Raw genomic sequence first — 22,329 nt, forward strand, 5'->3', positions numbered from 1 at the left:
TCAGTCTTCCCCTTCGTCGGCTGCCTGGGCCAGCAGGTCGCGCAGCAGCTGCTCGTCCCCCGGTGACAGCGCAGTGACGAAGCTGGCCAGGACGGCCTCCCGGTCCGCCTCGGCGTCCAGCACCTTCCGCATCCGCAGGGCGGCCAGCCCCGCCTCGTCGGCGGTCGGGGTCCACTCGAAGGACCGGCCGGCCCGCTCCCGCGTGACCGCGCCCTTCGCGTGCAGGCGGGTCAGGATGGTCATCACGGTGGTGTACGCGAGTCCGCCCCCGAGCCGCTCCTGCACCCACCCGGCGTTCACGGGTCCGGGCGCTTCGCGCAGCGCGGCCAGTACCTGCGCCTCCAGCTCACCCTGGCCGCGCCGGCGGGGTTGGCGAGGGGCACCGCCCTGGTTCTGGTCCGTCACGCCGTCTCCCTCCCGTACCTCCGGCCGGCATCCGTCGCTGGAGCGGTTCATCGTACTGAGTCGCGGCGCGGTCGTCGGCCGTTGTTCGGCTGGTGTTGGCGAGGCCGTGGCATGGCACGCGAGCCATGGCGCGCCACAGGCGCCGAGCATCCAGGTGCGCCGCCCCTCACCACTCATCTTCTACGTCGTTGTAGATTCGTGCATCCGTCGACCCGGATCGGGGACCGGACGGGACACGAGACGGACAGCAGGGCCGGCAGGGCCGGGGTGCGGGAGGGGCAGCAACATGAGAAGGCAGCAGGGCGGCCGCAGGCGAGCGGGGCGCGCGAGGACATCCCGGCTGACCCGGCGCGGCCGGTACATGGCCTGGACGGGCGGCGTCCTGGTCGTCCTGCTTCTCGGGGCGGGCGGGACGGGGGCGTGGCTCTATCGGCAATTGGACGGCAACATCCGCGCCGGCGACATCGACGGCAAGATCGGGCAGGACCGGCCGGTCAATCTCAGCCCGGGCGCGAAGAACATCCTCGTCGTCGGGTCCGACAGCCGCGCCGGCGCGAACGCCGAGTACGGCAAGGACCTGGACACCATGCAGTCGGACACACTGATGGTCCTCCACATAGCCGCCAACCGGGAATGGGCCGCGGTCGTCTCCCTGCCCCGGGATTCCTGGATCCGGATACCCGCCTGCGACCGCGGGGACGGCTCCACCTCCGAGCCTCACCACGCCAAGATCAATGAAGCGTTCGCCATCGGAGGCGCCCAGGGCGACGTCGGGGGAGCCGCCGCCTGCACCATCAAGACGATCGAACAGAACACCGGATTGCGCCTCGACCACTTCCTGTCGGTCGACTTCCAGGGCTTCAAAGGGATGGTCAACGCCCTGGACGGCATCGAGGTCTGCCCCGAGCAGGCGATCCGTGACAAGAAGGCACGCCTCGACCTGGAGGCCGGCTGCCAGACCATCAAGGACGAACAGGCCCTCGGCTACGTCCGCACCCGCTACGGCGTGGGCGACGGCTCCGACATCGGCCGCATCGGTCGCCAGCAGGAGTTCATGCAGGCTCTCGCCGCCAAGGCACAGGACAAGCTGACCAGCCCGGGCGCCCTCTACGACGTACTGGACTCGGCGACCAAGTCGGTGAGCACCGACCCGTCCCTCGCCGGGATAAAGCCCCTGACCGACCTCGCCTCCACCCTCCAGGGCATACCGAAGGACCGCCTCACCTTCCTGACCGTCCCCCATTACCCGCGAGAGCTGGACGTCCCGACCGACAAGGCCAACATCTCCTGGCAGTATCCGCACGCCCAGAACCTGTTCACCGCCCTGGCGAAGGACCAGGAGGTCGACAAGTCCCGGATGACCACCCCCGCCCCGGCACCGGCCCGCGGCGTCAGGGTCCAGGCGCTCAACGGCACCGGGACCACGGGCGCGGCGGCCGAAGCCGCGGAGCACCTGCGTACGGCCGGCTACACCGTCACCGCGACCGGCAACGCCCCCGAGCCCACCGCGACCACGACCGTGACGCATCCCCCGGGCCTCGAACAGCAGGCACTCGCCGTGGCGGCGCGGTTGAGGACCACGGTCGTACCGCGGGTCGACGCGAATGCCGCCTTTGATGTCGTCACCCTGACCATCGGCCGGGACTACTCCGGCCTGCGAGGCTGAATCCCGGGCATGCCGACCGCGCGGGCCGCTGAGCGCCGTTCTCCACAGGGCCGTCACGGCCTGCCGCGCCACGACGCCGTATCGGAGCCGCCTGTCCGGCTTCCTCATCAGCTCGGTGGAATTCGGCTCTCGTTCACCCGCTCCATGCCTGATCGATTCTGCGCGATACCGCCGCTCACCGGATGGCCGGAAAGTGTTCTCCTCGGCGAGCCTTATCGGCCCGGTGCGGCGGCCCTACTCTCGCTTCCCGGTGACCAGTCGGTGGCACGTAACACGAAATGCTCACCCTTCCCTGGATGAAGGAGTAGATGTGGAACGTCGAAGTCTTCTTCGTGCCGCCGTCGTCGGCGCCGGCGCGGCAGCGTTGTCCGGTTCGCTGTGGCGGCAGGCCGCCGCATATCCCGCACTCCCCGGCTCCAGCCCGTACGGAGGACTGCAGTCGGCCGACGCCAACGGCATCATGCTCCCCGCCGGCTTCACCAGCCGGGTGATCGCCCGCTCCGGCCAGACCGTGTCCGGTACCGGCTACACCTGGCACAACGCCCCGGACGGCGGCGAGTGCTTCGCCGACGGGTCGGGCTGGATCTACGTCTCCAACGCCGAGGTCGGCAGCGCCGGCGGCGGCGCCAGTGCGGTGAAGTTCAACAGCAGCGCCCAGATCACCGGCGCGTACCGGATCCTCGGCGGCACCAACCGCAACTGCGCCGGCGGGTCCACCCCGTGGAACACCTGGCTGTCCTGCGAGGAGGTCGACACCGGCTACGTCTACGAGACCGATCCGTGGGGCGTGAACGCCGCCGTCCGCCGCCCCGCCATGGGCCGGTTCAACCACGAGGCCGCGGCCGCCGACCCGGTCCGCAAGGTGATCTACCTGACCGAGGACAAGTCCGACGGGTGCTTCTACCGGTTCGTACCCACCACCTGGGGCGACCTGTCGTCCGGCACCCTCCAGGTACTCAAGGAGGTCTCCGGCGTACTGTCCTGGGCGAACGTGCCCGACCCGGACGGCAGCCCCACCACCACGCGCAAGCAGGTCTCCGGCGCGAAGGTGTTCAACGGCGGCGAGGGCTGCTACTACCGCTCCGACATCTGCTACTTCACCACCAAGGGCGACAACCGCGTCTGGGCCTACAACGCGGCCGAGAACACCATCGCCGTGGTCTACGACGACAACGTCACCGGCGCCCCGCTGACCGGCGTGGACAACATCACCGCCGCGGGCGTCGGCGACCTGTACGTCGCCGAGGACGGCGGCAACATGGAGATCTGCATCATCACCCCCGACGACATCGTCGCCCCGTTCCTGCGGGTGACCGGCCAGTCCTCCTCGGAGATCACCGGCCCCGCGTTCAACCCCGCCGGTAACCGGCTGTACTTCTCCTCCCAGCGAGGCACGTCCGGCTCCAGCAGCGGCGGCATCACCTACGAGGTCACCGGCCCCTTCCGTACCTCCCTGTAACCGACCCGGGCCGCGCCGCTCGGCGACGGGGGCGGCGTGGGCCGTGCTCATCACGTAACCCGCGCTGTCCCCTGGCCCGCCCCGAGGCTCCACCCCTCACCCCGGAGCTCGCCGCTCCTGCCGGGAGTCGGCCGAAGCGGCGAGCTCCCCATCGTCGTCGTGGGCCCTGCCGTCATCCACGCGCGACTGCGATACTCGGCCGTCATCGATCAACGGGGGGGGTGGCGTGCCGGCCTGGTTCGTACGCATATCGGGCGTGCTCGCCTTCACGGGGGCGGCATCACTGAGCCTGTGGGTCCTGGGGCTGCCGGCCGGCGTCCCGCTGCCCGCGCCCGGGCTCGTCGCAATGGCCTGGACGGTGGTCGGCCTGGTCTGGCTGCGGGTGGTCACGCTCTGGATCTGGTGGTCGTACGACAACTACCACTGGATGCCGCATCACTGGTCCGACGCGAAGAAGTCGGAGGCCCGGCCGGTATCCCTGGACAAGGGCGCCGGCAAGGTACCCCGGCAGCGGCCCGGCGTTCTCCGGCGGCTGGCGGCGTACGAGTACGAGAGCGTGCCCTGGGTGTACCTGCGGCAGGCCGCCGTCTGGCTGCTGATGCTGGTCTCCATCGCGGCGCTGAACGTGCTCGGCCAATCGCACGCGTCGCAGTACGTCCGCTCGCTGGTCCAGGCGGGAGCCGCTTACTCGACAGCCACAGTGGCGGAGGCCACCGACGTCACGGAGATACGCGACGACGAGGACCAGCTGACGGGCCACCACGCCACGCTGGTCCTGGCACTCCCGGATGGCAGCCGAATCCGCTCCCAGGGCGCCTACACGGAGAACAGGCCGAAGCCGGGCGACCGGGTCCAGACGCTCTGGGCCCCCACCGCACCCGAGCTGGGCGGCGTGGTGGAGGAGGGCGAACCACTCGACCGCTACCTCGACCGCGACTGGGGACCCACGCTGTCCGGGACGGCCATCGCGGTGTTCCCCCTGATCCTGGTGCTGATCCTCATGCTCCCGACAGCGATCGCGGCGGAGGCCGACAGCCTCCAGGAGCAGGCGTGGTCCCCGATCGCCCAGACCGTGCACGCCACCGCCGTCACCGGCGTGCTGCTGGCCGCCCTGCCCTACCTCTCGGGCACGTTCTCCGACGGCGCCGTCCCCCTCGGGTTGGCGGGCGTGGGTCTGCTGGCCCTCTACATCGCCATGCCGATCCGGGCGCTGATCGCCTGACCGACGTCTCCCCAGGCCCGCCCCGGGCAACGTGCGCCCCTGATGCCGAGGCCCGCGCCCGGCGCCGGTGGTGAAGCCGCCGCCTTCCGGCCGGGAGTCAGGTGCGGGGCTCCCAGCGGAATCTGCGGGCCGCGATCCAGGCGAACAGAGCTGTCCACGCGATCGCCAGCACGCCTCGGATCAACCCTTCCCCCGCTGTCAGCTCACCGGTCCACCCGGAGCGCACCAGGTCGACCGTCGGGGACAGCGGCGCGAACAGCAGTGCGTCGCCGAGCGCCTCGGGCAGCACCTCGCGGGGGACGTAGATCCCGGAGATCATCGGCAGGACGAAGATGGCCGGGAGCGTGGCGACCAGCACGGACTCGACGGTCCGGCACAGCGCGGCCGTCGCGGCCGCCATGGCCGTCATCAGTACGACTCCGGTGAGCAACCCGGCGGCCGCCGCCAGCGGTTGCCGGGGCACCACACCGAACATCACCGACAGTACGGTCGCGACCGCCACGATCTGCACCACGGCGATCGTGATGTACATGGACGCGCCGCCGGCGAGGATCACCGGGTCGGAGACCTCTCCCGTACGCAGTCGCTTGAGTACCAGCTCCTCCCTGCGCGCCACGTACAGTCCGGTGACGGACGAGTACAGGGAGAAGATCATCAGGATCCCGGCAGCGGTCGACACCATCACCGGGCCCGGGTTCAGGCCGTGCTTGGCGAGCTCCATCTGGTCCTGCACGAACCTCATCGACACCAGGAGCATCAAGGGCACGAACAACACGAAGATGTAGTTCGCCTTGATCCGGTTGAACAGCTTCCACTCGATACGGAACAGGGCCTTCATGTGCCGCATGGCCGGACCGTTCACTCCGCCGCCCCTTCCTGGCTCGCGATGCTGATGAAGGCCTCTTCGAGGGAGGCCGGACGCGCGGTGAACCGGTCCAGCGCCACGCCGTGATCCTCGGCCCAGGCGAGGAGCCGGGTGGCGTCCTGCTGCAGTTGCCCGGTCGTGACGGTCACCCGTCCACCCCGTTCCTCCGCCTTGCCGCTGACGGGCAGGTCGTGAACGGCCCAGGTGTCCGGCAGACCGAACGACAGCGTCGACGGGTGGCCGGCGACGATCTCCGAGACGGTGCCGGAAGCGGCGATCCGTCCGCGGTGCATGATCGCCAACTCGTCCGCGAGGGACTCGGCTTCTTCCAGGTAGTGCGTGGTCAGCAGGATCGTCGTGCCCTGCTCCTGCAGGCTCCGGACGAGCTGCCAGGTGGCGTGTCGGCCCTCGGCGTCCATGCCGGCGGTCGGTTCGTCCAGGAACAGCACGTCGGGATGGGACAGCGTGGCGACGGCCAGATCGAGCCGGCGCCTCTCACCGCCCGAGAGGTTCTGCACCATCACGTCGGCGCGGTGGGGCAGCCCGGCGAGTTCGATGGCCTCGGCGACGGGGCGGGACCTGGAGGTGAGCCGGGTCCACATCTCCACGCTCTCCGCCACGGTCAGATGGGATATGAAGCCGCCCTCCTGCAGCATCGCCCCGGTACGGGGCCGGATCCGGGCCCGGTCGGCGACCGGATCGAGGTCGCCGAACAGACGGATGCGACCGCGATGCGGGACGGCGAGGCCCTCGAGGAGTTCGACGGTGGAGGTCTTGCCGGCGCCGTTGGTTCCGAGGAGAGCGAACAGCTGCCCGGGCCGGACGGTGAAGCTGACTCCCCGTACGGCGTCGAACGCGCCCTTCCCCCGCCCGTATCGGCGCCATACGTCCTCGGCATGAATATGAGTGCGTACCTCTTGCCCCATGGACCCTTCCTCAAATGAATGGGTGAGGGATCGATCCTTTCACGCGGGAACAGTGAGACGCGAGGCATGGAATTGCAGATTCCGTGAAAGCGGGCAGACGTAACCGGAACCTCAAATTCCGCGAAAATAATCACGCTGTGACGCCGGTCACGCAGGTAATTACTTGATCAAGTGGAGCTGGTCGCTCATATACTGACGGCACGTTCACCGACGGCGGGGACTGACCATCTTCCGCCCGGTGCCGCGGATCGCCCGATGCTTCCTCGCCCCGCCCTCCAGGTGTGGCCGTCCCGGGCCGTCCGCGCAGTTCACGTGATCTCAGTCAAGGGGGAATCTCATGCTTCTGGACAAGGTGAATCAGGACGTCTCGCTCGCGGGTTTCGTTGCTGAGCACGGCCCCGGGGCGCGCATCGCGCCCGTCATGGCCACTCCTGCCATCTTCACGCCGGCCGCCGTCAAGGCGGGCGCCTGCGTCGGCGTCGCGGTTGCCACGTACATGGCGACCAAGGCGGTCAAGTAGCACCTCGCGGCGTCCGTCACAGCCGCCGCTGCCACACCCGCGTACGCACGCCCGATTCTCCGTGGCCCGCGTATGCCTCGGTAAAGCCGAAGTAATCAGCCATTCATCAGAAGCCCTGCCTGACGTACGTTCAGGGTTTTCTTTTCACGGTGACCATCGCCCCGACTTTCCATGTCCGGGCCTACCGTGAATTCGGCGAGCGCATCCATCCCACTTCCCGCCGCGGGCATTCTGCGCGGTGGCGGGATATTCCCTGCCCCGACACACAACGGAGAGGAGGAAAACACATGCTGACGCAGAAGGTGAACGCCGACGCGTCCCTCAAGGGGGCGCTCGAGGCGGGCGCGCCCGCTCGCGGCACGGCTCCCGTCATGGCCACTCCGGCCATCTTCGCGACCCCCGTGATCGCCAAGGCCGCTGGTGCCGTGGTCGGTGCCGGTGCGGTTACCGGCGCTGCCTACGCGGCGTACAAGGTGGCCACCGGCTGAGCCCGGTGAGCCCCCGGTTCCGGGGGACTCCGGTTCTGGCAGACAGTGCACGTGTCTGCCAGAACCGGAGCGCTTCCCATGTATCAGATTATTGGAGGATGCACCATGTCCGTGCTCGTTGAGAAGGTCAACGCAGGCGCCGGCCAGGCGGCCGACGGCTCGGTCGCTCCTGTGATGGCGACCCCCGCCGCGTTCGTGGCGGGCGTTGTGGCCGGCGGCAAGGTGTCCGCCGTCATGACTGCCGCCGCCGGCGTCGGCGCCGCGGTGAAGGCCGCCCAGAAGTAGGGGGCGTTGGCGGGAAGCCTCCAGCAGTTCGGGGTTTCCCGCCTCTCCCTTTCACCGCCCGCGCGTCCTCGCCGCCCCGCGCGTCCTCGCCCCCGTGTCCTCGCCGGCCCGCGCCACCTCACGCCCCACGCCCCTCAACTGACATGCGACCAGGAACAGATCATGCTGTCACGTCTCCGCAGAGCCGCTGAGTCGGCGTGCGCCAAGCCGCTCACCACCGCCGAGCGGCTGTCCGCCGCCACACACCTGCTGTCCAGCCTCGAGTACCTCGTGCGCAGGACCGACCGGGAACCGGGCGGCCTGAACGACTGGACCCACACCAGGTCCCAGGTCCCCGCCAAGACGAAGGCGATGCAGGCCGTCAAGGACTTCATCGCCCGCGAACCGGTCACGCAGGCCCTCCACGGCTCCCGTGCCCTGGCAGCGGCGGTACTCATCTCACCGGTGAAGAGCAACAAGGTGCGGATGGTCGCCAACGCCTACCTGGCGGGCAGCCAGCTCCTCATCTACCCCCGCCACTTGTTCGGCACCGACGGATCCGATCAGGTGTCGTTCCTGGTGCAGACAGCCGCCGCACTCGGCCGGGCCGGCGGCACCGACGCCACCCGTACCGCCGCCGTGCAGTTCATCGGCGCCCAGACCGTCCTGTCCTACGGGGCGTCCGGCTGGGCCAAACTCCCCGGCGACGCCTGGCGGTCCGGCGACGCCCTCGCGAAGATCATGCGCACCCAGACGTACGGCGACGAGTGGTTCTACCACCAGCTGGAGAAGTACCCGGCCGTCTCCCGGGCGGTCTGCCACACCGTTCTCGCCCTGGAGTGCGGATTCCCGCTGCTGCTGCTCAAGAAGGGCAAGTACATCGACGCCGGACTGCTCGTCATGGGCGCCTTCCACATCGCCAACGCCCGCTTCATGGGCCTGTCGCGCTTCGCCTGGGCGTTCGCGTCCACGTATCCGTCCGTCCGGGCACTCGCCAAGGGGACGGGGGAGGCGGCATGAGCAGGCTGACGTTCCCGAGGCTGACCACGGCCGGTCTGGCCGCGTGCCTGGCCGCAGGTCTCGCCCACCAGGGCTACGCCACACTCGCCTCCCAGTCCGGCCACGCGGGTTTCGAGCGGCGCCGCCTGCGCTGCGACAGTGGCAACCTCATCACGTACCACGTACGGCGTGGTGAGGCGGGCGGTCCGACGCTGGTGTGCGACGCCGGCCTGATGAACTCGTCCGCGGCGTGGCTGCTCGTCGCCGACCACCTCGACCCGGCGATCTCGCTGGTGCTGTACGACCGGGCCGGATACCGGTCGTCGCTGCGGCGCTGCCCGGAGGACTACGCGCTCGGCGAGTCCGTGAACGACCTGACCGAAGTCATCGCCGACGCCGTCTCCACCGACGGCCCCTGCGTGCTGGCCGGGCACTCCCTGGGCGGCTACCTCGCCCACCGCACGGCCGCCGCCTCCCCCGACCGGGTCCACGCACTGGTACTGGTCGACCCCACCCATCCCCGTGAGCTGCTGCACTCCCGCCGGCAGCGCGAAGGCTCCCGCGGGGTGAACCTGACGATGAAGCTGGGCCCGTGGTCGTCGGTGTTCGGCGCCGGTCTGCTCATCGACAAGAAGGGCCTGTTCTCCTTCGCGGAGAACAGCCCCCACCTGCGGACGCTGCGTCTGGAAGGCTCCGCCCCCTCCACCTGGCGCGCCGGGCGGCGCGAGTGGGACTACTCGTACGCCTTCATGCTCGACGGCGGGCGGCCCCTCGACCGGCTGCGGATCCCCGTCTCGGTGGTCGCGGCCGAGTCGACCATGCGGGACACCCCCGAGCACCAGGACCTGTACGACGAGTACCTCGCGTCGGGCAGCGGCGGCCGGATCGTGACCATCCCCGGCTCCACCCATCTGTCCATCACGGGCGGGGTCGCGCACGCCCCGCTCACCACCAGGGCCATCGAGGACGCCGTGGCGGCGGCCGCCGCGCGGTACGCCGGAGAAGACCGGCAGGAGCAGGGGGAGGCGGCGTGAGCAGGACGTCCACGGTGATGGAACGGGCGGTACCGGCGGTCCTCGCCGGCTGGTTCGTGGCGTCGGTCCTGGGCCAGCACCCCGACCGCAGCTACGACAAGGTCCGCAGCGGCGACAAGACGGGCACGGGGATCCTCATCCCCAACTGGCGGTTCTTCGCGCCCAACCCGGCCGTGGAGGACCAGCACTTCCTCTACCGGCTCGCCAATGAGGACAAGACGGAGCACACCGAGTGGCGGGAGGTGTACTCCATCGCCCCCCGCAGGCTGATCCACGCCTTCTGGTTCCCCGGCCGCCGCGCCGAGAAGGCCATCTTCGACGTGGCGTCCACCCTGCTGAACAACCCGGGTGCGATGACCCCGCTGCACCAGGAGGCCAAGGAGTCCGCGTACCGGCTCGTCAACGAGTTCGTCCGTCAGCGCCTCACTCCGGAGCCGGGATTCCCGCTGTTCCAGGTGCTGCTGGTGCGCTACTCCGGCTACGACCACAGCGAAGACCCCACGTACGACATGGTCTTCGACTACGAAGAGGTGAACCCGTGACTCAGAACGCGCTGGACACGCGGCACACGCGGGACACATGGGATGTGCAGTACGGGGACGCGGTCGCGTCCGTGTACGACTCGCTGATCGCACCCGCCCTGCCCGCCGAGGCCACCGTCGACCGGCTCCGCCCGCACGTGACCGGTGCCCGCGTCCTGGAGATCGGCGTCGGGACGGGCCGTGTCGCCCTGCCCGTCGCCGCCATCGCCGCCCAGGTGGTCGGCCTGGACAACTCCCGGCCCATGCTGGACGAGCTCCGCGCCAAGGCCGTCCCCGGGAACGTGTCGCTGGTGCGGGCCGACTTCCGGGAGCCGCTGCCGGTCGCCGGCCCGTTCGACGCGGCGTACTCCACCATGGGCTCGCTGGCGTGCGTGGCCGACCGTGAAGAGCTGACGGCCGCCCTCTCCCACATACGCGCCGTGCTGGCACCGGGCGCGACCCTGTCGCTGGAGTACTACGCCACCGGCACCTACCGGCCGCTCGTGGCACAGCACACGGTGACGCTGCCCACCCCGCACCATGGCGGCACCACCACCTTCACCATCACCCTCGACGACGCGGACGTCCTCACCATGGGCACCCGCATCGACGCGGACGGCGAGCCGCCGGTGGAGTTCGGCGAACGTGTCCTCCTCATCGAGCGCGAGGAGGTCGAAGCCTGCCTGAGCCGGGCCGGATTCACCGTCGAGCGCGTGTACGCGGCTCAGAGCCCGCAGCCGTACGACTGGTACACCGCGCGCGCCGCCACGTAGACGCCGTCACGTAGACGCCGCCGAGCAGACAGGAAGGGAGGGGTCCGGCAGTGCTGACAGCAAGCCGTCTGACGTGGTTCGTCATCGCCTTCGCCTTCGCCGTACCGAGCACGCTGGTGATGTTCCGCGACAACGGCGTGGTCACTCGGGACGCGTGGGTCAAGAGCTTCGTCTTCGCCGCGGCCGTCGCCGCGGTCATCGCGGTCGTCTTCGGTAAGGGCAGCCAGTGAACATTTCCTCGATCGTCCGCCGTCACCGGCTGCTGCTGGGCGCCGGCACCCTCCTCGGCCTGATGGGCACCGTCGCCACCCTCGTACAGCCGCTTCTCATCGGCGACCTGATCGAGGCCGTCGCGACGGACCGGCCGGTGCTGTGGCCGATCGTGTTCATCGCCGCCCTGTTCGCCGCCGACGCGGCTCTGGCGGCGACGCACTTCTATCTGATCGGACGTGCCGGGGAGAACATCGTCCTCGACATGCGCACCACGCTCACCGGCCGTCTCCTGCACGCCCAGATACGGGCGTTCACCAAGCTGGAGCACGGCGATGTGTTCACCCGGACCGTCGCGGACACCTCGATCGCCAGGATCGCCCTGTCCTCGTCCGTGGCGCAGATGATCACTTCCGGGTTCACGGCCGTCGGCTGCATCGCCGTCATGGCGTGGATCGACTGGCGGATGCTGCTGGCCACGGCCGGCTGCCTCGGTGCCGCCTCGGTGGTCTCCCTCGGGCTGGCCCGCGCGGTCCGCAGGGCGGCGGTGGAGAACCGGGAGGACACCAGCGACTACGGCTCCGGACTCCTGCGGGTGCTGGGAGCCCTGACCACGGTGAAGGCGTCGAGGGCCGAGCAGCGCGAGGAGGAGCGCCTCCACACTCTCGCCGACGCCGCACGCGGCAGCGGGCTGCGCGTCACCCGGCTGTCGGCGATGCTGATGCCCGCCATGAACGTCGGTACGCAGGTGTCCCTGGCCGTGGTGATCGCATGGGGCATGGCGCGCACCGCCACCGGAGCCCTGCCCGTCCAGGACCTGACGGCGTTCATCATGTATCTGTTCTATCTGGTGGCCCCGCTGGTGATGCTGTTCATGTCGCTCGGGGAGTTCCAGCAGGGCCGGGCCGCCATCGACAGGGTGCGGGACCTGGCCGCCATCGAGCAGGAGGAGACCGGCGACGCGACCGGCTCCGGCACCGTCGAGGGGGCTCCGGCGGTCGAGTTCGAGGCCGTCAGCTTCAGCTACGGCGACACCGTCGCCCCCGCCGTGGACGACGTGTCGTTCGCCCTGCCCACCACCGGAGTGACCGCGATCGTCGGCCCGTCCGGCGCCGGCAAGACCACGCTGTTCCAGCTCATCGAGCGCTTCCTCACCCCCGACCGCGGCACGATCCGCCTGGCCGGAGCCGACACCTCGACCATGCCGCTCGGCGAACTGCGTGCCCGGATCGGCCTCGTCGAGCAGGACTCCCCCCTGATGCGCGGCACGGTGCGGGAGAACCTCACGTACGCCCGCCCGGACGCCACCCCCGAGGACATCGCGGAGGCGGTGGAGGCCGCCCACCTGACCAAGGTGATCGACAACCTGCCGGACGGCCTGGACACCGAGCTCGGTGAAGGCGGCACCGGCCTGTCCGGCGGCCAGCGGCAGCGCCTCGCCATCGCCCGATCCCTGCTGGCCAGGCCCGATGTGCTGCTCCTCGACGAGGCCACCTCGAACCTCGACTCCGACTCCGAGACGGCCCTGCGCGACGCGCTCACCACCATCGGTGCCCGCTGTCAGGTCCTCACGATCGCGCACCGCCTGTCCACCACCATCGGCGCCGACCGCATCCTCGTCATGGAGGACGGCCGCCTGCGCGCCATCGGCACGCACGTCGAACTGATGGACGGCGACAGCACCTACCGGCGGCTCGCGGGCCGGCAGCTCGCGCCTTCCGGGACCGCCACCGCCGGGGCCGCAACCGCCGGGGCCGCAACCGCCGGGACGGCCACCATCGGGACGGCAACCGCCGGGACGGCAACCGCAGGGACCACCACCGCCGGGACCGCCACCACCGGGACCGCCCGCTCGGGGGTCGCCTCATGAGTCGTACGACGGACGCCGCGATCGTAGGCACCGGGCCCAACGGGCTCGCCGCCGCCGTGACCCTCGCCCGGGCCGGCCTGAGCGTGGCCCTGTTCGAGGCGGCCGGCACCATCGGCGGCGGCCTGCGTACCGAGCCGCTCTTCGACCAGGACGTGGTGCACGACATCTGCTCGGCCGTCCACCCGATGGCCGCTGCCTCCGCGTTCTTCCGGCAGTTCGACCTGCCCGCGCGCGGAGTGCGGCTGCTGCAGCCCGACATGCCGTACGCCCATCCCCTGCCCGACGGGCGGGCGGCCGCCGCGTGGCGCAGCGTCACCCGCACCGCCGACCACCTGGGCGCCGACGGCCCGCGCTGGGCGAGGCTCATGGGGCCCCTGGCCACCCGGTCCCGGGCCTTGGTCGACCTGCTCCTGTCCAGCCAGCGCACCCCACCGCCGGATCTTCTGACGCCCCTGCTCCTCGCCCCCCGCGTGCTCGCCCACGCCACCGAGCGCACCCCCTTCACCACCGAGCCCGCGAGGGCGCTGCTGGCGGGTGTGGCCGCGCACGCCGTCGGCAAGCTGCCGTCGGTCGCGTCGGCGGCGGTCGCGATGCTCTTGGCGCACACCGCCCACAGCAGCGGCTGGCCCCTGCCGCAGGGGGGCAGCGCCCGCATCGCCGACGCCATGGCCGCCGACATCACCGCGCACGGTGGCGTCTTCCACACCGGGCACCGCGTCAGGGACCTGTCCGAACTGGGCGACGTCCCGCTCGTCCTGCTGGACGTCAGCCCCAAGGAACTCCTGGCCATCGCCGGTGACCGGCTGCCCTCCGGCTACCGGCGCGCCCTGCGCCGCTTCCGCTACGGCCCCGGCGCGGCGAAGGCCGACTTCCTCGTCTCCGGCCCCATCCCGTGGGTCAACCCGCTCGTGGGGCAGGCCGGCACGGTCCACCTCGGCGGCACCCGGGCCGACATCTTCCGCCAGGAAACCGCCACCGCCGCGGGCAGCGCGGTCCCCGACCCGTTCGTCCTGGTCGTCGACCCGGCCGTCACCGACCCGTCCCGGGACGTGGGGGGCAGGCGCCCGGTATGGGCCTACGCCCACGTTCCCCACGGCGACACCCGCGACCCGGTCGAGCTGATCCGCCGGCGCATCGAGGAGTACGCACCGGGCTTCACCGACACGGTCATCGCTTCCCGTGGCGTCTCGGCAGCCCAGTACGAGACGTACAACCCCAACTACGTGGGTGGCGACATCGCCGCCGGAGCCATGACCCTGCGCCAGTCGCTGGCCCGCCCGACGGCGCGCTGGGACCCGTACACCACCCCACTGCCCGGCGTGTACCTGTGCTCGGCGTCCACCCCTCCCGGGCCTTCCGTGCACGGCATGTGCGGCCATCTCGCCGCCTTGTCCGCGCTCCGCCGCCACCACGGCATACGGACCCCGCCCAACCTGTCCCCACAGAAGAAGGAGTTGATGTGATGCGCGCTCGCATCCCGGTCGCCGCCGCGGCCACCGCCGGCGCCCTGCTCGCCACCGCCGCCCCGGCCACCGCCGCGTCCACCACCGCGGACGGCGGCAAGCCGGCGCGGACCGTCGCGTGGTCCGCCGGACACGGGGGCGCCACCGCTGCCGGTGACCGGTGGATCGAGCAGTCCGGGAACCTGGTGCTCAGCGGAACGCTCTCCCACACCGGGGAGGGCTGCTACTCGGTATGGACCCGGTTCGTCAACGACTTCGCCCCTGGCCCGCTCACCAAGCTGGCCGAGGTGTGCGGCCCCGGCACTGTCGCCATCACGGCACGCCATGCCTACCGGCTCACCACCACCGGCCGGCTCGCGGTGTGCAGGGGCACCGAAAACGTCCAGGACTGCGGTCCCTGGCACACCATCACGTCGTGGCCGGTCAACCGGGACTGACCACGCCCACCGAAAGGAGAAACAGCATGAACGGCATCGACAAGAACGACCTGGACGAGGTCATCGCCAAGACCTTCAACGAGGTCAAGACCGCCGTGAACTCGCACAGCGAGAAGAGCATCCAGATGTACAGCACTGCTCTGCGAGCCCTGGTGGAGCTGCGGCAGCAGATCCTGTCCGAGGAGCGCGTCGGCAGCTAGCCACCACGAAGCGCCGGTCCTCAGGCCCTGATCGCGGTCCTGAGGACCGGCGCTGCCGTGGGTCTCACCTCACCTGACTGGGATGCACCGCTCGGCCCGGTCCATCCGCGCAGCAGCGTACTGACGGTGGGGACGGTGTGACCGCAGGGTCTTGAACGGCGTCCGACGCCTCGTCAGCCGGCGGTGGGCCGTCGCTCGCGCCACCAGGCGACCGTGGCCTTGATCTGCTCGTCGACCGGTGTGGCTCGTACGGCGAACTCGGCCTCGTAGGCGCGTGAGTCGACGACGAAGGGGCGGTCGAACTGGTAGCGGATCTCCGTCAGTTCGCGGATCAGTGGGGAGAACAGCGACGCGACGCCCAGTACGGCCGGTGGCAGCCTGCGGACCGTGATCGGTGCCGTTCCCGCGTGGGTGGCGAGGCGGGCGACCATGTCACGGGTGGACAGTGGGGGCTCGGTCGGGATGTGCCAGGCCCGGCCCCAGGCACGTTCGTCGGCTGCGGCCTCGGCCATGGCCCTGGCCACGTCGGGGAGGTAGCTCCAGCTGTGGGGGGCGTCGGGGTTGCCGAGGGTGGAGACCGGTTTGCCGCGCAGCAGGCGTGGCATGACCCGCGCGGCCAGGTGCCCGCCGTCGGTCACGCCGGGGCCGAAGAAGTCCGAGGCCCGCAGCTCGACCGCCTTGATGCGCCCCTGCTCGTGCAGTTTCCGCGCCTGCTCCCAGACGGCGGCGCGTACGCGGCCCTTGGGGCCGGTGGCCGCGAGCGGAAGGTCCTCGGTCAGGGGGCCGTCCACCGGGCCGTAGCCGTAGAGGTTGCCCAGCATGACCAGGACCGCGCCGGTCGCCTCGGCCGCCGCGCAGACGGACGCGGCCAGCGGTGGCCATTCGCTCGCCCAGCGGTGGTAGGGCGGTGCGGCACAGCTGTGGATCGCGGCCGCGCCCCGCGCCGTCTCGATCAGCCGCGCGCTGTCCGTGGCGTCCAGCGCGACATGCTCGATACCCGGCTCCGGGCTACCGCCCGACCTGGTGACGACCCGTACCTCATGGCCCTGTTCAGCCAGTAGCCGAGCAGTGGCCGCCCCGGCGGGCCCGAATCCGCATACGACATGAAGGCTCACGCACTCACACTAACGTGGCCGGTCGGATCAGTCGGCGGCGATGGGTAGTTGGAGGCGCCACCGGGCACAGGCGCGCCCGCCGTCCCGTCATCGTGGCAGCAGCTCCCCGGGGGCGGCGGTCCACGGCCACGCGGGCGATGAGCCTGCCGACGAAGTACCAGGTGGGCGCCTCCGCCAACCCGTCGGAGGGCCGGCACGGGCCTGCTCCGTCCGGCTCTCTCCCGGTCACGACCGGCCGGCTGGTTCCAGGCCGGGGTGGGTGCCGTCCGGCTCCTCCTCGCTCGCCACGGCGGCCGGCCGCCGCTGCTGGGCCGCACCGGGTCCCGGGTCGGCCGCCGTACGGCCCCATGCCGTACCGGCCAGGATCAGCACCACGCCCACGAGGCCCAGCCATCCCGGCCGGTCACCGGCCAGGGCGATGCCGGCCACGGCCGCCCACACCGGTTCCGTACCGAGCAGCAGGCTGACCCGGGAGGGGGAGGTACGCCGGACCGCCCACATCTGGACGAAGAAGGCGAACAGGGTGCAGAACACCGACAGGTACAGCAGCCACGCCCAGTCGGCGGGCCCGAAGTCCGCCGCGGCGGCCCACGGGGTGGCTCCCATGCCCGGGGCCGCGCACAGCAGGGCGAACACCAGGACCGAGCCGCCAAGTTGAACGGTCGTCAGCGACATGGCGTCCGCGCCCTGGACCGAGCGCATCCGCGACATCGCCAGCACGTGCACCGTACGGGCGACGGCGGCGCCCAGCATCAGCAGGTCGCCCAGCGACGGCTCGCTGAAGCCCGCCCCCTGGGTCAGCAGCAGCACGCCGGCGACCGAGAGCCCCGCGGCCGCGACGAACGAGCGCGGCAGGCGCGTGCCGCGCAGCCGGCTCTCGGCGAGGGGCGTGAAGATCATGGTGAGGCTGATGATGAGCCCGGCGTTGGTCGCGGAGGTGTGCACGACCCCGTACGTCTCCAGCAGGAAGATCGCGGCCAGGATCAGCCCGAGCACGCCCGCCCCGCGTATCTGCGCGCCGCTCAGCGCGCGCAGTTTCCGCCACCCGGTGGCGACCAGTACGGGCAGGACTACGGCGAACCGCAGCACCAGGACGGCCAGTACGGTCTGGCTCGTGGTGACGCCCTTCGCGGCCAGGTAGCTGGAGCCCCAGACGACGGCGACCAGCAGTACGGGCAGGTCGGTCAGCCAGGCACGGCGGGCCGCGGTGACGGTCATGGGGCTCCTCGGACGGAAGGGCTACGGCGCCCAGGTCGGCCGGGCTGGGACAGCGTAGTGGCGGACCGGTGTTCGACTCTCGTCCGTTTTTCGCCCCCAGTCCGCCCACCCGGTGGCGGGAGCCACCCTCCCTCCGATAAGTTAGGCAAGCCTTACCTAAGACGGAACGCCACGAAGGACGAGGAGCGAGTGATGAGCAGTGACACCGGCGCCCGCCCGCCCGAACCGACCCCCGCCGAACGGGTCCGCTCGGTGCTGGCCGCCGCGCGGTCGCTGACGGTGATCACCCACGGGTACCGCTGCGACCTGGCCGGCGCCCACCGCCTCGACGACCGGGCCCGGCTGACGCTGCGCCTGCCGGCCGACGGGCACCTCGCCGCGGCCGTGGCCGGCGCGCCCCACGGCGACCTCGCCGCCATGCTCCAGTTCACCGATGTGGCGCCGACCGCCGTACGGGACCGGGTACGCGCCCGCGTGACGCTCTCCGGGTGGCTGACCCAGGCCGGCGCGGCCACCGCGGCGGGCGGCGTCGATCTGCGCCTGGACCCCGTGCGCGTCACCTTCGGCACGGCGGACGACGTCGTCTTCGTAGGCCTGGACGAACTCGTCCTCGCCGAGCCGGATCCGCTCGCGGAGCACGAGGCCGGGCTGCTCCTGCACCTGACCGACGACCACCCCGACGCGGTGGAGCGGCTGGCGCGCCTCGTTCCGCCGCACCACCTGCACGGCGTACGCCGCGTGGCGCCCCTGGCCGTGGACCGGTACGGCGTGACGCTCCGGCTCGAACACGCCCGCGCCCACCACGACGTCCGGCTGCCGTTCACCGCACCCCTGCGCGACGCCGCCGAGTTCGGGGACCGCGTCCAGGCCCTGCTCGCCGCCGCCCACGGCTGCCCCCGCCGGCGCCGCGGCCTGCGCACCCGGCCGTGACACGGCGACCCGCCCGGCGCGACCACGTCGCGGCGATCATCCGCGCCGCCCCCCTGGCCGCCGCGCTCTACACGCCGCCGGCCCATGAACCGTCAGCGGAGCCGCACGGGCAGGGAGGTGTGCCCATTGGAGATGAACGAGTCCACGGGCCGCAGCTCCTCCGGCGGCACCGCCAGGACCATGTCCGGGAACCGCTCGAAGAGCGCCGGTAGCGCGATACGTGCCTCCATGCGGCCCAGCGGGGCGCCCAGGCAGTAGTGGACGCCGTAGCCGAAGGCCAGGTGCTCCTTGTCGGCCCGGGTGACGTCGAAGCGGTCGGCGTCCTTCCCGTACCGCTCCGGATCGCGGCCGGCCGCGGCGTACGCGGCGAGGATCGCCTCGCCCTTGCGGATGACTCCCCCGCCCGGGCAGTCCAGAGCGATGTCCTGGACCGCGTACCGCAGGGGCAGGCTGGCGACCGGCGCGTCCGAGCGCAGCGTCTCCTCGATCACGTCGTCCCACGAGGCGTGGCCCGACCGCACGTGCGCGAGCTGTTCGGGGTGGGTGAGCAGGGCGTGGATGGCGTTGTCGATGAGGTTGACCGTGGTCTCATGACCGGCGCCGATCATCAGCACCAGGGTGCCGAGCAGCTCCTCCTCGGTCAGCCGGGTGTCGCCCTCGTCGTCACGGGCGGCGATGAGGCCGCTGGTCATGTCGTCGCCGGGGGCCTGCCGCTTGGCGGCGACGAGGTCGCCCATGACGGCGTAGAGCCGCGCGTAGGTGGCGGTGACCTCGTCCGGGTCGGCGGAGGTGTGGAAGATGCTGTCGACGATGGATCGCAGCTCCTCCCGCCGCTCCTCCGGCAGCCCGAACAGCTCGCTGATGACCTGGATGGGGAGGGGGTACGCGTACGACTCGCGCAGGTCCACCACGGTGTTGTGCCGCCCCGCCTCGGCGATACGGTCCAGCAGGTCCGTGGTGATCTCCTCGACGCGCGGCCGCAGCGCGGCGGTCCGGCGGGCGGTGAACGCCTTGGCGACCAGCGTGCGCAGGCGCTTGTGCTCGCCTCCGTACGCGGTGAACATGTTCTGCACGGCGACCCAGGTGAACAGGGGCCACTGCGGGGAGATCTCCCCGTTGATCCAGGCCGGCCAGTGGCGGCGCGGATCCTTGGACACCCGGGGATCGGTGAGCAGCCGCTTCAGCAGCTCGGGGCTGCTGACGGCCACCGCCTCGACCCCACCGGGGAGTTCGACGCGCGCGAGGGGACCTCGCTCACGTAAGCGGGCGGCTTCTCCGTGTATGTCGCGGCCAGTCGGGTCGATCACCAAGCGGGCCTGTTCGAAGCGGACTTGCTCGCGCATCAGCGGCTCCCTGCCACTCGCGTTCCAGTAGGGCGCATCACGCTACGCGCGGTACGGCTCCGGAACGAGACCGCACCGGGTCGATCGTGAATGGGCGAAACCAGCCAGTAACCACATCGCCATATGGTGTGCTTTTCCCCGCCGTGGAATCCACGGTTCACCTTGGGGAGGACTCTTGAAGGCTCGTTTCGCCGCCTCGGCCGCCGTGGTGGCCACCGCCGTCGCCGGCGGCCTGCTGACCGCCGCTCCGGCCGCCCAGGCCGCCGGGGGCGTCAGCATCCATCGCGTGTACTACAACTCACCCGGCACCGACGACCGTTCCAACACGTCGCTGAACGCCGAGTGGGTGCAGCTGTACAACTCCAGCTCCTCCGCCATCTCCCTCACCAACTGGAAGCTGAAGGACCGGGCCGGCTGGACGTACACCTTCAGCGGCACGATCGGCGCCAAGCGGTACGTGACGGTCCACACCGGTAGGGGCAGCAACACCGCCGGGCACCGGTACTGGGGCCGGGCGGCGTACGTGTGGAACAACGACGGGGACACCGCGTACCTCCGCAAGGCGTCGGGCACGCTCGTCGACTCCTGCTCGTGGGGATCCACCGGGTCGTCGAAGTACTGCTGACGGTCCGGGCCCCCGCTCCGGCGACGTAGGGCGGGGGCCTGTCGCGCACCTACCGCTCGTCGGGGCCGTCGCCCGGTGCGGCGGCCCGAGCCCCGAGGGTGCGGAGCACGGCCGTACGTACGGCGGCGGAGGCTTCGTCGAGGGACATACGGCCCGCCCCCACCTCGTCACCGGCCGCGTGGCCGAGCGCGATCGTCGCCGCCGCCAGCCAGGCCGGTGACGCTCCCGGGTCGAACTCCCCGGCCGCCTGCCCGCGCCGGATCAGCCGCACCAGCCGGTCGGTGACCGGCTCGTGGCGGGCCCGCTCCCGCTCGCCCATGGGTGACGCCCGGCCGGCCTGGAGCAGGACCGGGTGCTGGGCGAACGACCGCCAGCCAATGTCCAGCAGCCGCAGCAGCGCGGCCGATGCCGGGCCTTCGTCCAGTTCGGCGGCGTCCATCGCCGCCGTCGCCTCCTCCGTCACCCGGTCCGCCACCGCCGCCAGCAGGTCGTCGCGCGAGGCGAAGTGGGCGTACACGGTCTGACGGGTCACCCCCGCCTCGGCCGCGATGGCCCCCATGCCGGCGTCCGGCTGTCCGGCCAGGAGCCGTACCGCCGCGTCGAGAATGGCCGCTCTGCTGCGTTCGGCATCGGCCCGGCGCCGCCCGGCAGGCTTGGACGTCATCAATTCTTACACCCTTGTCAAAAGTGTCGGCTCCTACATATCTTACAAGCCTGTCAAAAATGCCAGCGAGGGAACGACCGTACGACCCCGAACGGAGCGTCATGCAGCCACCCGAGCAGTTCATCGCCGACTTCTTCACCTCATTCACCGAGCAGGCCCTACGGGACGACGAGGACCCGGGTCACGTGGTCGACCGGTACTTCACCCCGGACATCGTGCAGATCAGCGACGGTGTCCACCTCGACCGGGACAAGCTGGTCGCGCACCTCCGCCCGCTGCGCAAGAACCTCGTCGCGTACCGGTTCGACGTACACGAGGCCCTGATGGCCGGCGACCGGGTCGCCGCGCGGCTCACCATCCACGGCCGGATGCGCAAGGGGCGGGACATCACCACGGAGGTGCACTTCTTCGGGGAGTTCACCCCGGAGGGCCGGATGCGCCACAGCCACCAGCTCACCCGGACGCTCCCGGAGGGACGATGACCACGCCCCTCCGCGCCCTCCACGCGCTCGCCCTCCTCTCCACCGGCCTGCTCGCCGGCGCCTTCGGCTACGGCGCGGCCAATCTCGCCCCCACCTTCGACGCCGTCCCCCTCGACATGCGGCTGTCCTTCCACGCCGAGCTGATGAAGATGAACGGCATCACCATGCAGGCGGCGATGGGGACATCGGCGCTGAGCGCCTTCACGCTCGCCGCCCTGACGCGCGGCCGCACACGACTCCTCGCCGGTACGGCGGGCCTGCTGGCCCTGGCGTCGTTCCTGATCACCCGGCTCGGCAATGTGCCGATCAACGGGCGGATCAAGGAGTGGGCGGTCACCTCGGCACCGGCCGACCACGCGGAGATCCTGTGGCGCTGGGACCTGTTCAACACCCTGCGTACGCTCACCGCGATCGCCGCCTTCGGGCTCCTGATCGCCCTGGCGACGGCGGGCCGACGACCCCGTACGGCCTAGCAGGTGCGACCGACCGAGCCGAGCGCCGCACCGACCATTCGCTGCGCCTTCGTCACCACCGACTACACCACGCGCGCCGAACCGGCCGGCATCCCGGCCGCCCTGGACGCCCTCGCCGCCGACGGCTGACCCGCCGCCGGAACGAAGAGCGTGCGCA

The 22,329-nt window shown here is 71.1% G+C and carries 27 protein-coding genes; 20 read left to right on the forward strand and 7 right to left on the reverse strand.

Annotated features, from left to right (window positions below):
• Positions 1-405, reverse strand: coding sequence for a BlaI/MecI/CopY family transcriptional regulator (locus tag BKD26_RS15500; RefSeq protein WP_241518668.1), 405 nt, complete (start codon positions 403-405; stop codon positions 1-3).
• Positions 406-766: 361 nt separating this feature from the next.
• Here BKD26_RS15500 and BKD26_RS15505 point away from each other — a divergent pair, with 361 nt between their 5' ends.
• From BKD26_RS15505 to BKD26_RS40255, 3 genes are all read left to right on the forward strand, one after another.
• Entirely contained in the window at positions 767-2,071 is a 1,305-nt protein-coding gene (locus tag BKD26_RS15505) for an LCP family protein (protein WP_084898400.1), read from the forward strand.
• Positions 2,072-2,381: 310 nt separating this feature from the next.
• Positions 2,382-3,530 (forward strand): alkaline phosphatase PhoX, encoded by a 1,149-nt coding sequence (locus tag BKD26_RS15510; RefSeq protein ID WP_084898401.1) that lies wholly within the window; start codon positions 2,382-2,384, stop codon positions 3,528-3,530.
• Positions 3,531-3,756: 226 nt separating this feature from the next.
• Positions 3,757-4,752 (forward strand): hypothetical protein, encoded by a 996-nt coding sequence (locus BKD26_RS40255; protein ID WP_084898402.1) that lies wholly within the window; start codon positions 3,757-3,759, stop codon positions 4,750-4,752.
• 97 nt (positions 4,753-4,849) lie between these two features.
• Here the strand turns inward: BKD26_RS40255 and BKD26_RS15520 are convergent, their stop codons facing one another.
• Both BKD26_RS15520 and BKD26_RS15525 read right to left on the reverse strand, forming a co-directional pair.
• A complete protein-coding gene (locus BKD26_RS15520) occupies positions 4,850-5,599 on the reverse strand; it encodes an ABC transporter permease (RefSeq protein WP_143662655.1) in 750 nt (249 codons plus the stop codon).
• An 11-nt stretch (positions 5,600-5,610) separates the two neighbouring features.
• Positions 5,611-6,543, reverse strand: coding sequence for an ABC transporter ATP-binding protein (locus BKD26_RS15525; RefSeq protein ID WP_084898404.1), 933 nt, complete (start codon positions 6,541-6,543; stop codon positions 5,611-5,613).
• Positions 6,544-6,880: 337 nt separating this feature from the next.
• Here BKD26_RS15525 and BKD26_RS15530 point away from each other — a divergent pair, with 337 nt between their 5' ends.
• From BKD26_RS15530 to BKD26_RS40260, 12 genes are all read left to right on the forward strand, one after another.
• On the forward strand, positions 6,881-7,063 hold the full coding sequence (locus tag BKD26_RS15530) for a hypothetical protein (RefSeq protein ID WP_084898405.1): 183 nt from the start codon (positions 6,881-6,883) through the stop codon (positions 7,061-7,063).
• 287 nt (positions 7,064-7,350) lie between these two features.
• On the forward strand, positions 7,351-7,551 hold the full coding sequence (locus BKD26_RS15535) for a hypothetical protein (protein WP_084898406.1): 201 nt from the start codon (positions 7,351-7,353) through the stop codon (positions 7,549-7,551).
• Positions 7,552-7,656: 105 nt separating this feature from the next.
• Complete coding sequence (locus BKD26_RS15540; RefSeq protein WP_084898407.1) at positions 7,657-7,836, forward strand: hypothetical protein; 180 nt, start codon at positions 7,657-7,659, stop codon at positions 7,834-7,836.
• Positions 7,837-7,998: 162 nt separating this feature from the next.
• Positions 7,999-8,835: a hypothetical protein gene (locus BKD26_RS15545; protein WP_084898408.1), complete on the forward strand. Its 837-nt coding sequence runs from the start codon at positions 7,999-8,001 to the stop codon at positions 8,833-8,835.
• A complete protein-coding gene (locus tag BKD26_RS15550) occupies positions 8,832-9,848 on the forward strand; it encodes an alpha/beta hydrolase (protein ID WP_084898409.1) in 1,017 nt (338 codons plus the stop codon). The genes BKD26_RS15545 and BKD26_RS15550 overlap by 4 nt, the downstream gene beginning before the upstream one ends.
• A complete protein-coding gene (locus BKD26_RS39110; RefSeq protein WP_143662656.1) occupies positions 9,845-10,390 on the forward strand; it encodes a hypothetical protein in 546 nt (181 codons plus the stop codon). The genes BKD26_RS15550 and BKD26_RS39110 overlap by 4 nt, the downstream gene beginning before the upstream one ends.
• Positions 10,387-11,142: a class I SAM-dependent methyltransferase gene (locus tag BKD26_RS15555; RefSeq protein WP_179166551.1), complete on the forward strand. Its 756-nt coding sequence runs from the start codon at positions 10,387-10,389 to the stop codon at positions 11,140-11,142. The genes BKD26_RS39110 and BKD26_RS15555 overlap by 4 nt, the downstream gene beginning before the upstream one ends.
• A 50-nt stretch (positions 11,143-11,192) precedes the next feature.
• The gene (locus tag BKD26_RS15560; protein WP_084898411.1) at positions 11,193-11,372 is read left to right on the forward strand and encodes a hypothetical protein; all 180 of its coding nucleotides are present in this window, start codon (positions 11,193-11,195) and stop codon (positions 11,370-11,372) included.
• Positions 11,369-13,222 (forward strand): ABC transporter ATP-binding protein, encoded by a 1,854-nt coding sequence (locus BKD26_RS15565; RefSeq protein WP_084898412.1) that lies wholly within the window; start codon positions 11,369-11,371, stop codon positions 13,220-13,222. The genes BKD26_RS15560 and BKD26_RS15565 overlap by 4 nt, the downstream gene beginning before the upstream one ends.
• Positions 13,219-14,685, forward strand: coding sequence for an NAD(P)/FAD-dependent oxidoreductase (locus BKD26_RS15570; protein ID WP_084898413.1), 1,467 nt, complete (start codon positions 13,219-13,221; stop codon positions 14,683-14,685). Before BKD26_RS15565 ends, BKD26_RS15570 begins: the two co-directional genes overlap by 4 nt.
• A complete protein-coding gene (locus BKD26_RS15575; RefSeq protein ID WP_084898414.1) occupies positions 14,685-15,122 on the forward strand; it encodes a hypothetical protein in 438 nt (145 codons plus the stop codon). The genes BKD26_RS15570 and BKD26_RS15575 overlap by 1 nt, the downstream gene beginning before the upstream one ends.
• A 26-nt stretch (positions 15,123-15,148) precedes the next feature.
• Complete coding sequence (locus tag BKD26_RS40260; protein ID WP_179166552.1) at positions 15,149-15,322, forward strand: hypothetical protein; 174 nt, start codon at positions 15,149-15,151, stop codon at positions 15,320-15,322.
• A gap of 173 nt (positions 15,323-15,495) precedes the next feature.
• Here BKD26_RS40260 and BKD26_RS15580 read toward each other — a convergent pair whose 3' ends face one another.
• Both BKD26_RS15580 and BKD26_RS15585 read right to left on the reverse strand, forming a co-directional pair.
• Positions 15,496-16,437, reverse strand: a complete 942-nt coding sequence (locus tag BKD26_RS15580; RefSeq protein WP_084898415.1) for an NAD-dependent epimerase/dehydratase family protein — start codon at positions 16,435-16,437, stop codon at positions 15,496-15,498.
• A gap of 225 nt (positions 16,438-16,662) precedes the next feature.
• A complete protein-coding gene (locus BKD26_RS15585) occupies positions 16,663-17,655 on the reverse strand; it encodes a DMT family transporter (RefSeq protein ID WP_084898416.1) in 993 nt (330 codons plus the stop codon).
• Positions 17,656-17,847: 192 nt separating this feature from the next.
• On the opposite strand from BKD26_RS15585, the gene BKD26_RS15590 reads away from it, so the two are divergent.
• Positions 17,848-18,585 carry a DUF2470 domain-containing protein gene (locus BKD26_RS15590; RefSeq protein WP_084898417.1) on the forward strand — a complete coding sequence of 246 codons (738 nt, stop codon included), beginning with the start codon at positions 17,848-17,850 and terminating at the stop codon, positions 18,583-18,585.
• Between the two features lie 92 nt (positions 18,586-18,677).
• Here BKD26_RS15590 and BKD26_RS15595 read toward each other — a convergent pair whose 3' ends face one another.
• Complete coding sequence (locus BKD26_RS15595; RefSeq protein WP_084898418.1) at positions 18,678-19,928, reverse strand: cytochrome P450; 1,251 nt, start codon at positions 19,926-19,928, stop codon at positions 18,678-18,680.
• A gap of 175 nt (positions 19,929-20,103) precedes the next feature.
• Between BKD26_RS15595 and BKD26_RS15600 the strand changes: the two genes are divergently transcribed.
• Positions 20,104-20,553, forward strand: a complete 450-nt coding sequence (locus tag BKD26_RS15600; protein WP_084898419.1) for a lamin tail domain-containing protein — start codon at positions 20,104-20,106, stop codon at positions 20,551-20,553.
• A gap of 49 nt (positions 20,554-20,602) precedes the next feature.
• Here BKD26_RS15600 and BKD26_RS15605 read toward each other — a convergent pair whose 3' ends face one another.
• Positions 20,603-21,217 carry a TetR/AcrR family transcriptional regulator gene (locus tag BKD26_RS15605; protein ID WP_084898420.1) on the reverse strand — a complete coding sequence of 205 codons (615 nt, stop codon included), beginning with the start codon at positions 21,215-21,217 and terminating at the stop codon, positions 20,603-20,605.
• A gap of 101 nt (positions 21,218-21,318) precedes the next feature.
• On the opposite strand from BKD26_RS15605, the gene BKD26_RS15610 reads away from it, so the two are divergent.
• Genes BKD26_RS15610 through BKD26_RS42010 form a run of 3 tightly spaced genes read left to right on the forward strand, consistent with a single transcriptional unit; the run spans position 21,319 to position 22,301 of the window.
• Entirely contained in the window at positions 21,319-21,699 is a 381-nt protein-coding gene (locus tag BKD26_RS15610) for a nuclear transport factor 2 family protein (RefSeq protein WP_084898421.1), read from the forward strand.
• Complete coding sequence (locus tag BKD26_RS15615; protein WP_084898422.1) at positions 21,696-22,172, forward strand: DUF1772 domain-containing protein; 477 nt, start codon at positions 21,696-21,698, stop codon at positions 22,170-22,172. The genes BKD26_RS15610 and BKD26_RS15615 overlap by 4 nt, the downstream gene beginning before the upstream one ends.
• Positions 22,173-22,175: 3 nt before the next feature.
• On the forward strand, positions 22,176-22,301 hold the full coding sequence (locus BKD26_RS42010; protein ID WP_277622386.1) for a hypothetical protein: 126 nt from the start codon (positions 22,176-22,178) through the stop codon (positions 22,299-22,301).
• Positions 22,302-22,329: the final 28 nt, after the last annotated feature.

Origin of the sequence: Streptomyces sp. CB03238 (assembly GCF_002099185.1) — a bacterium.
Taxonomy (GTDB): domain Bacteria; phylum Actinomycetota; class Actinomycetes; order Streptomycetales; family Streptomycetaceae; genus Streptomyces.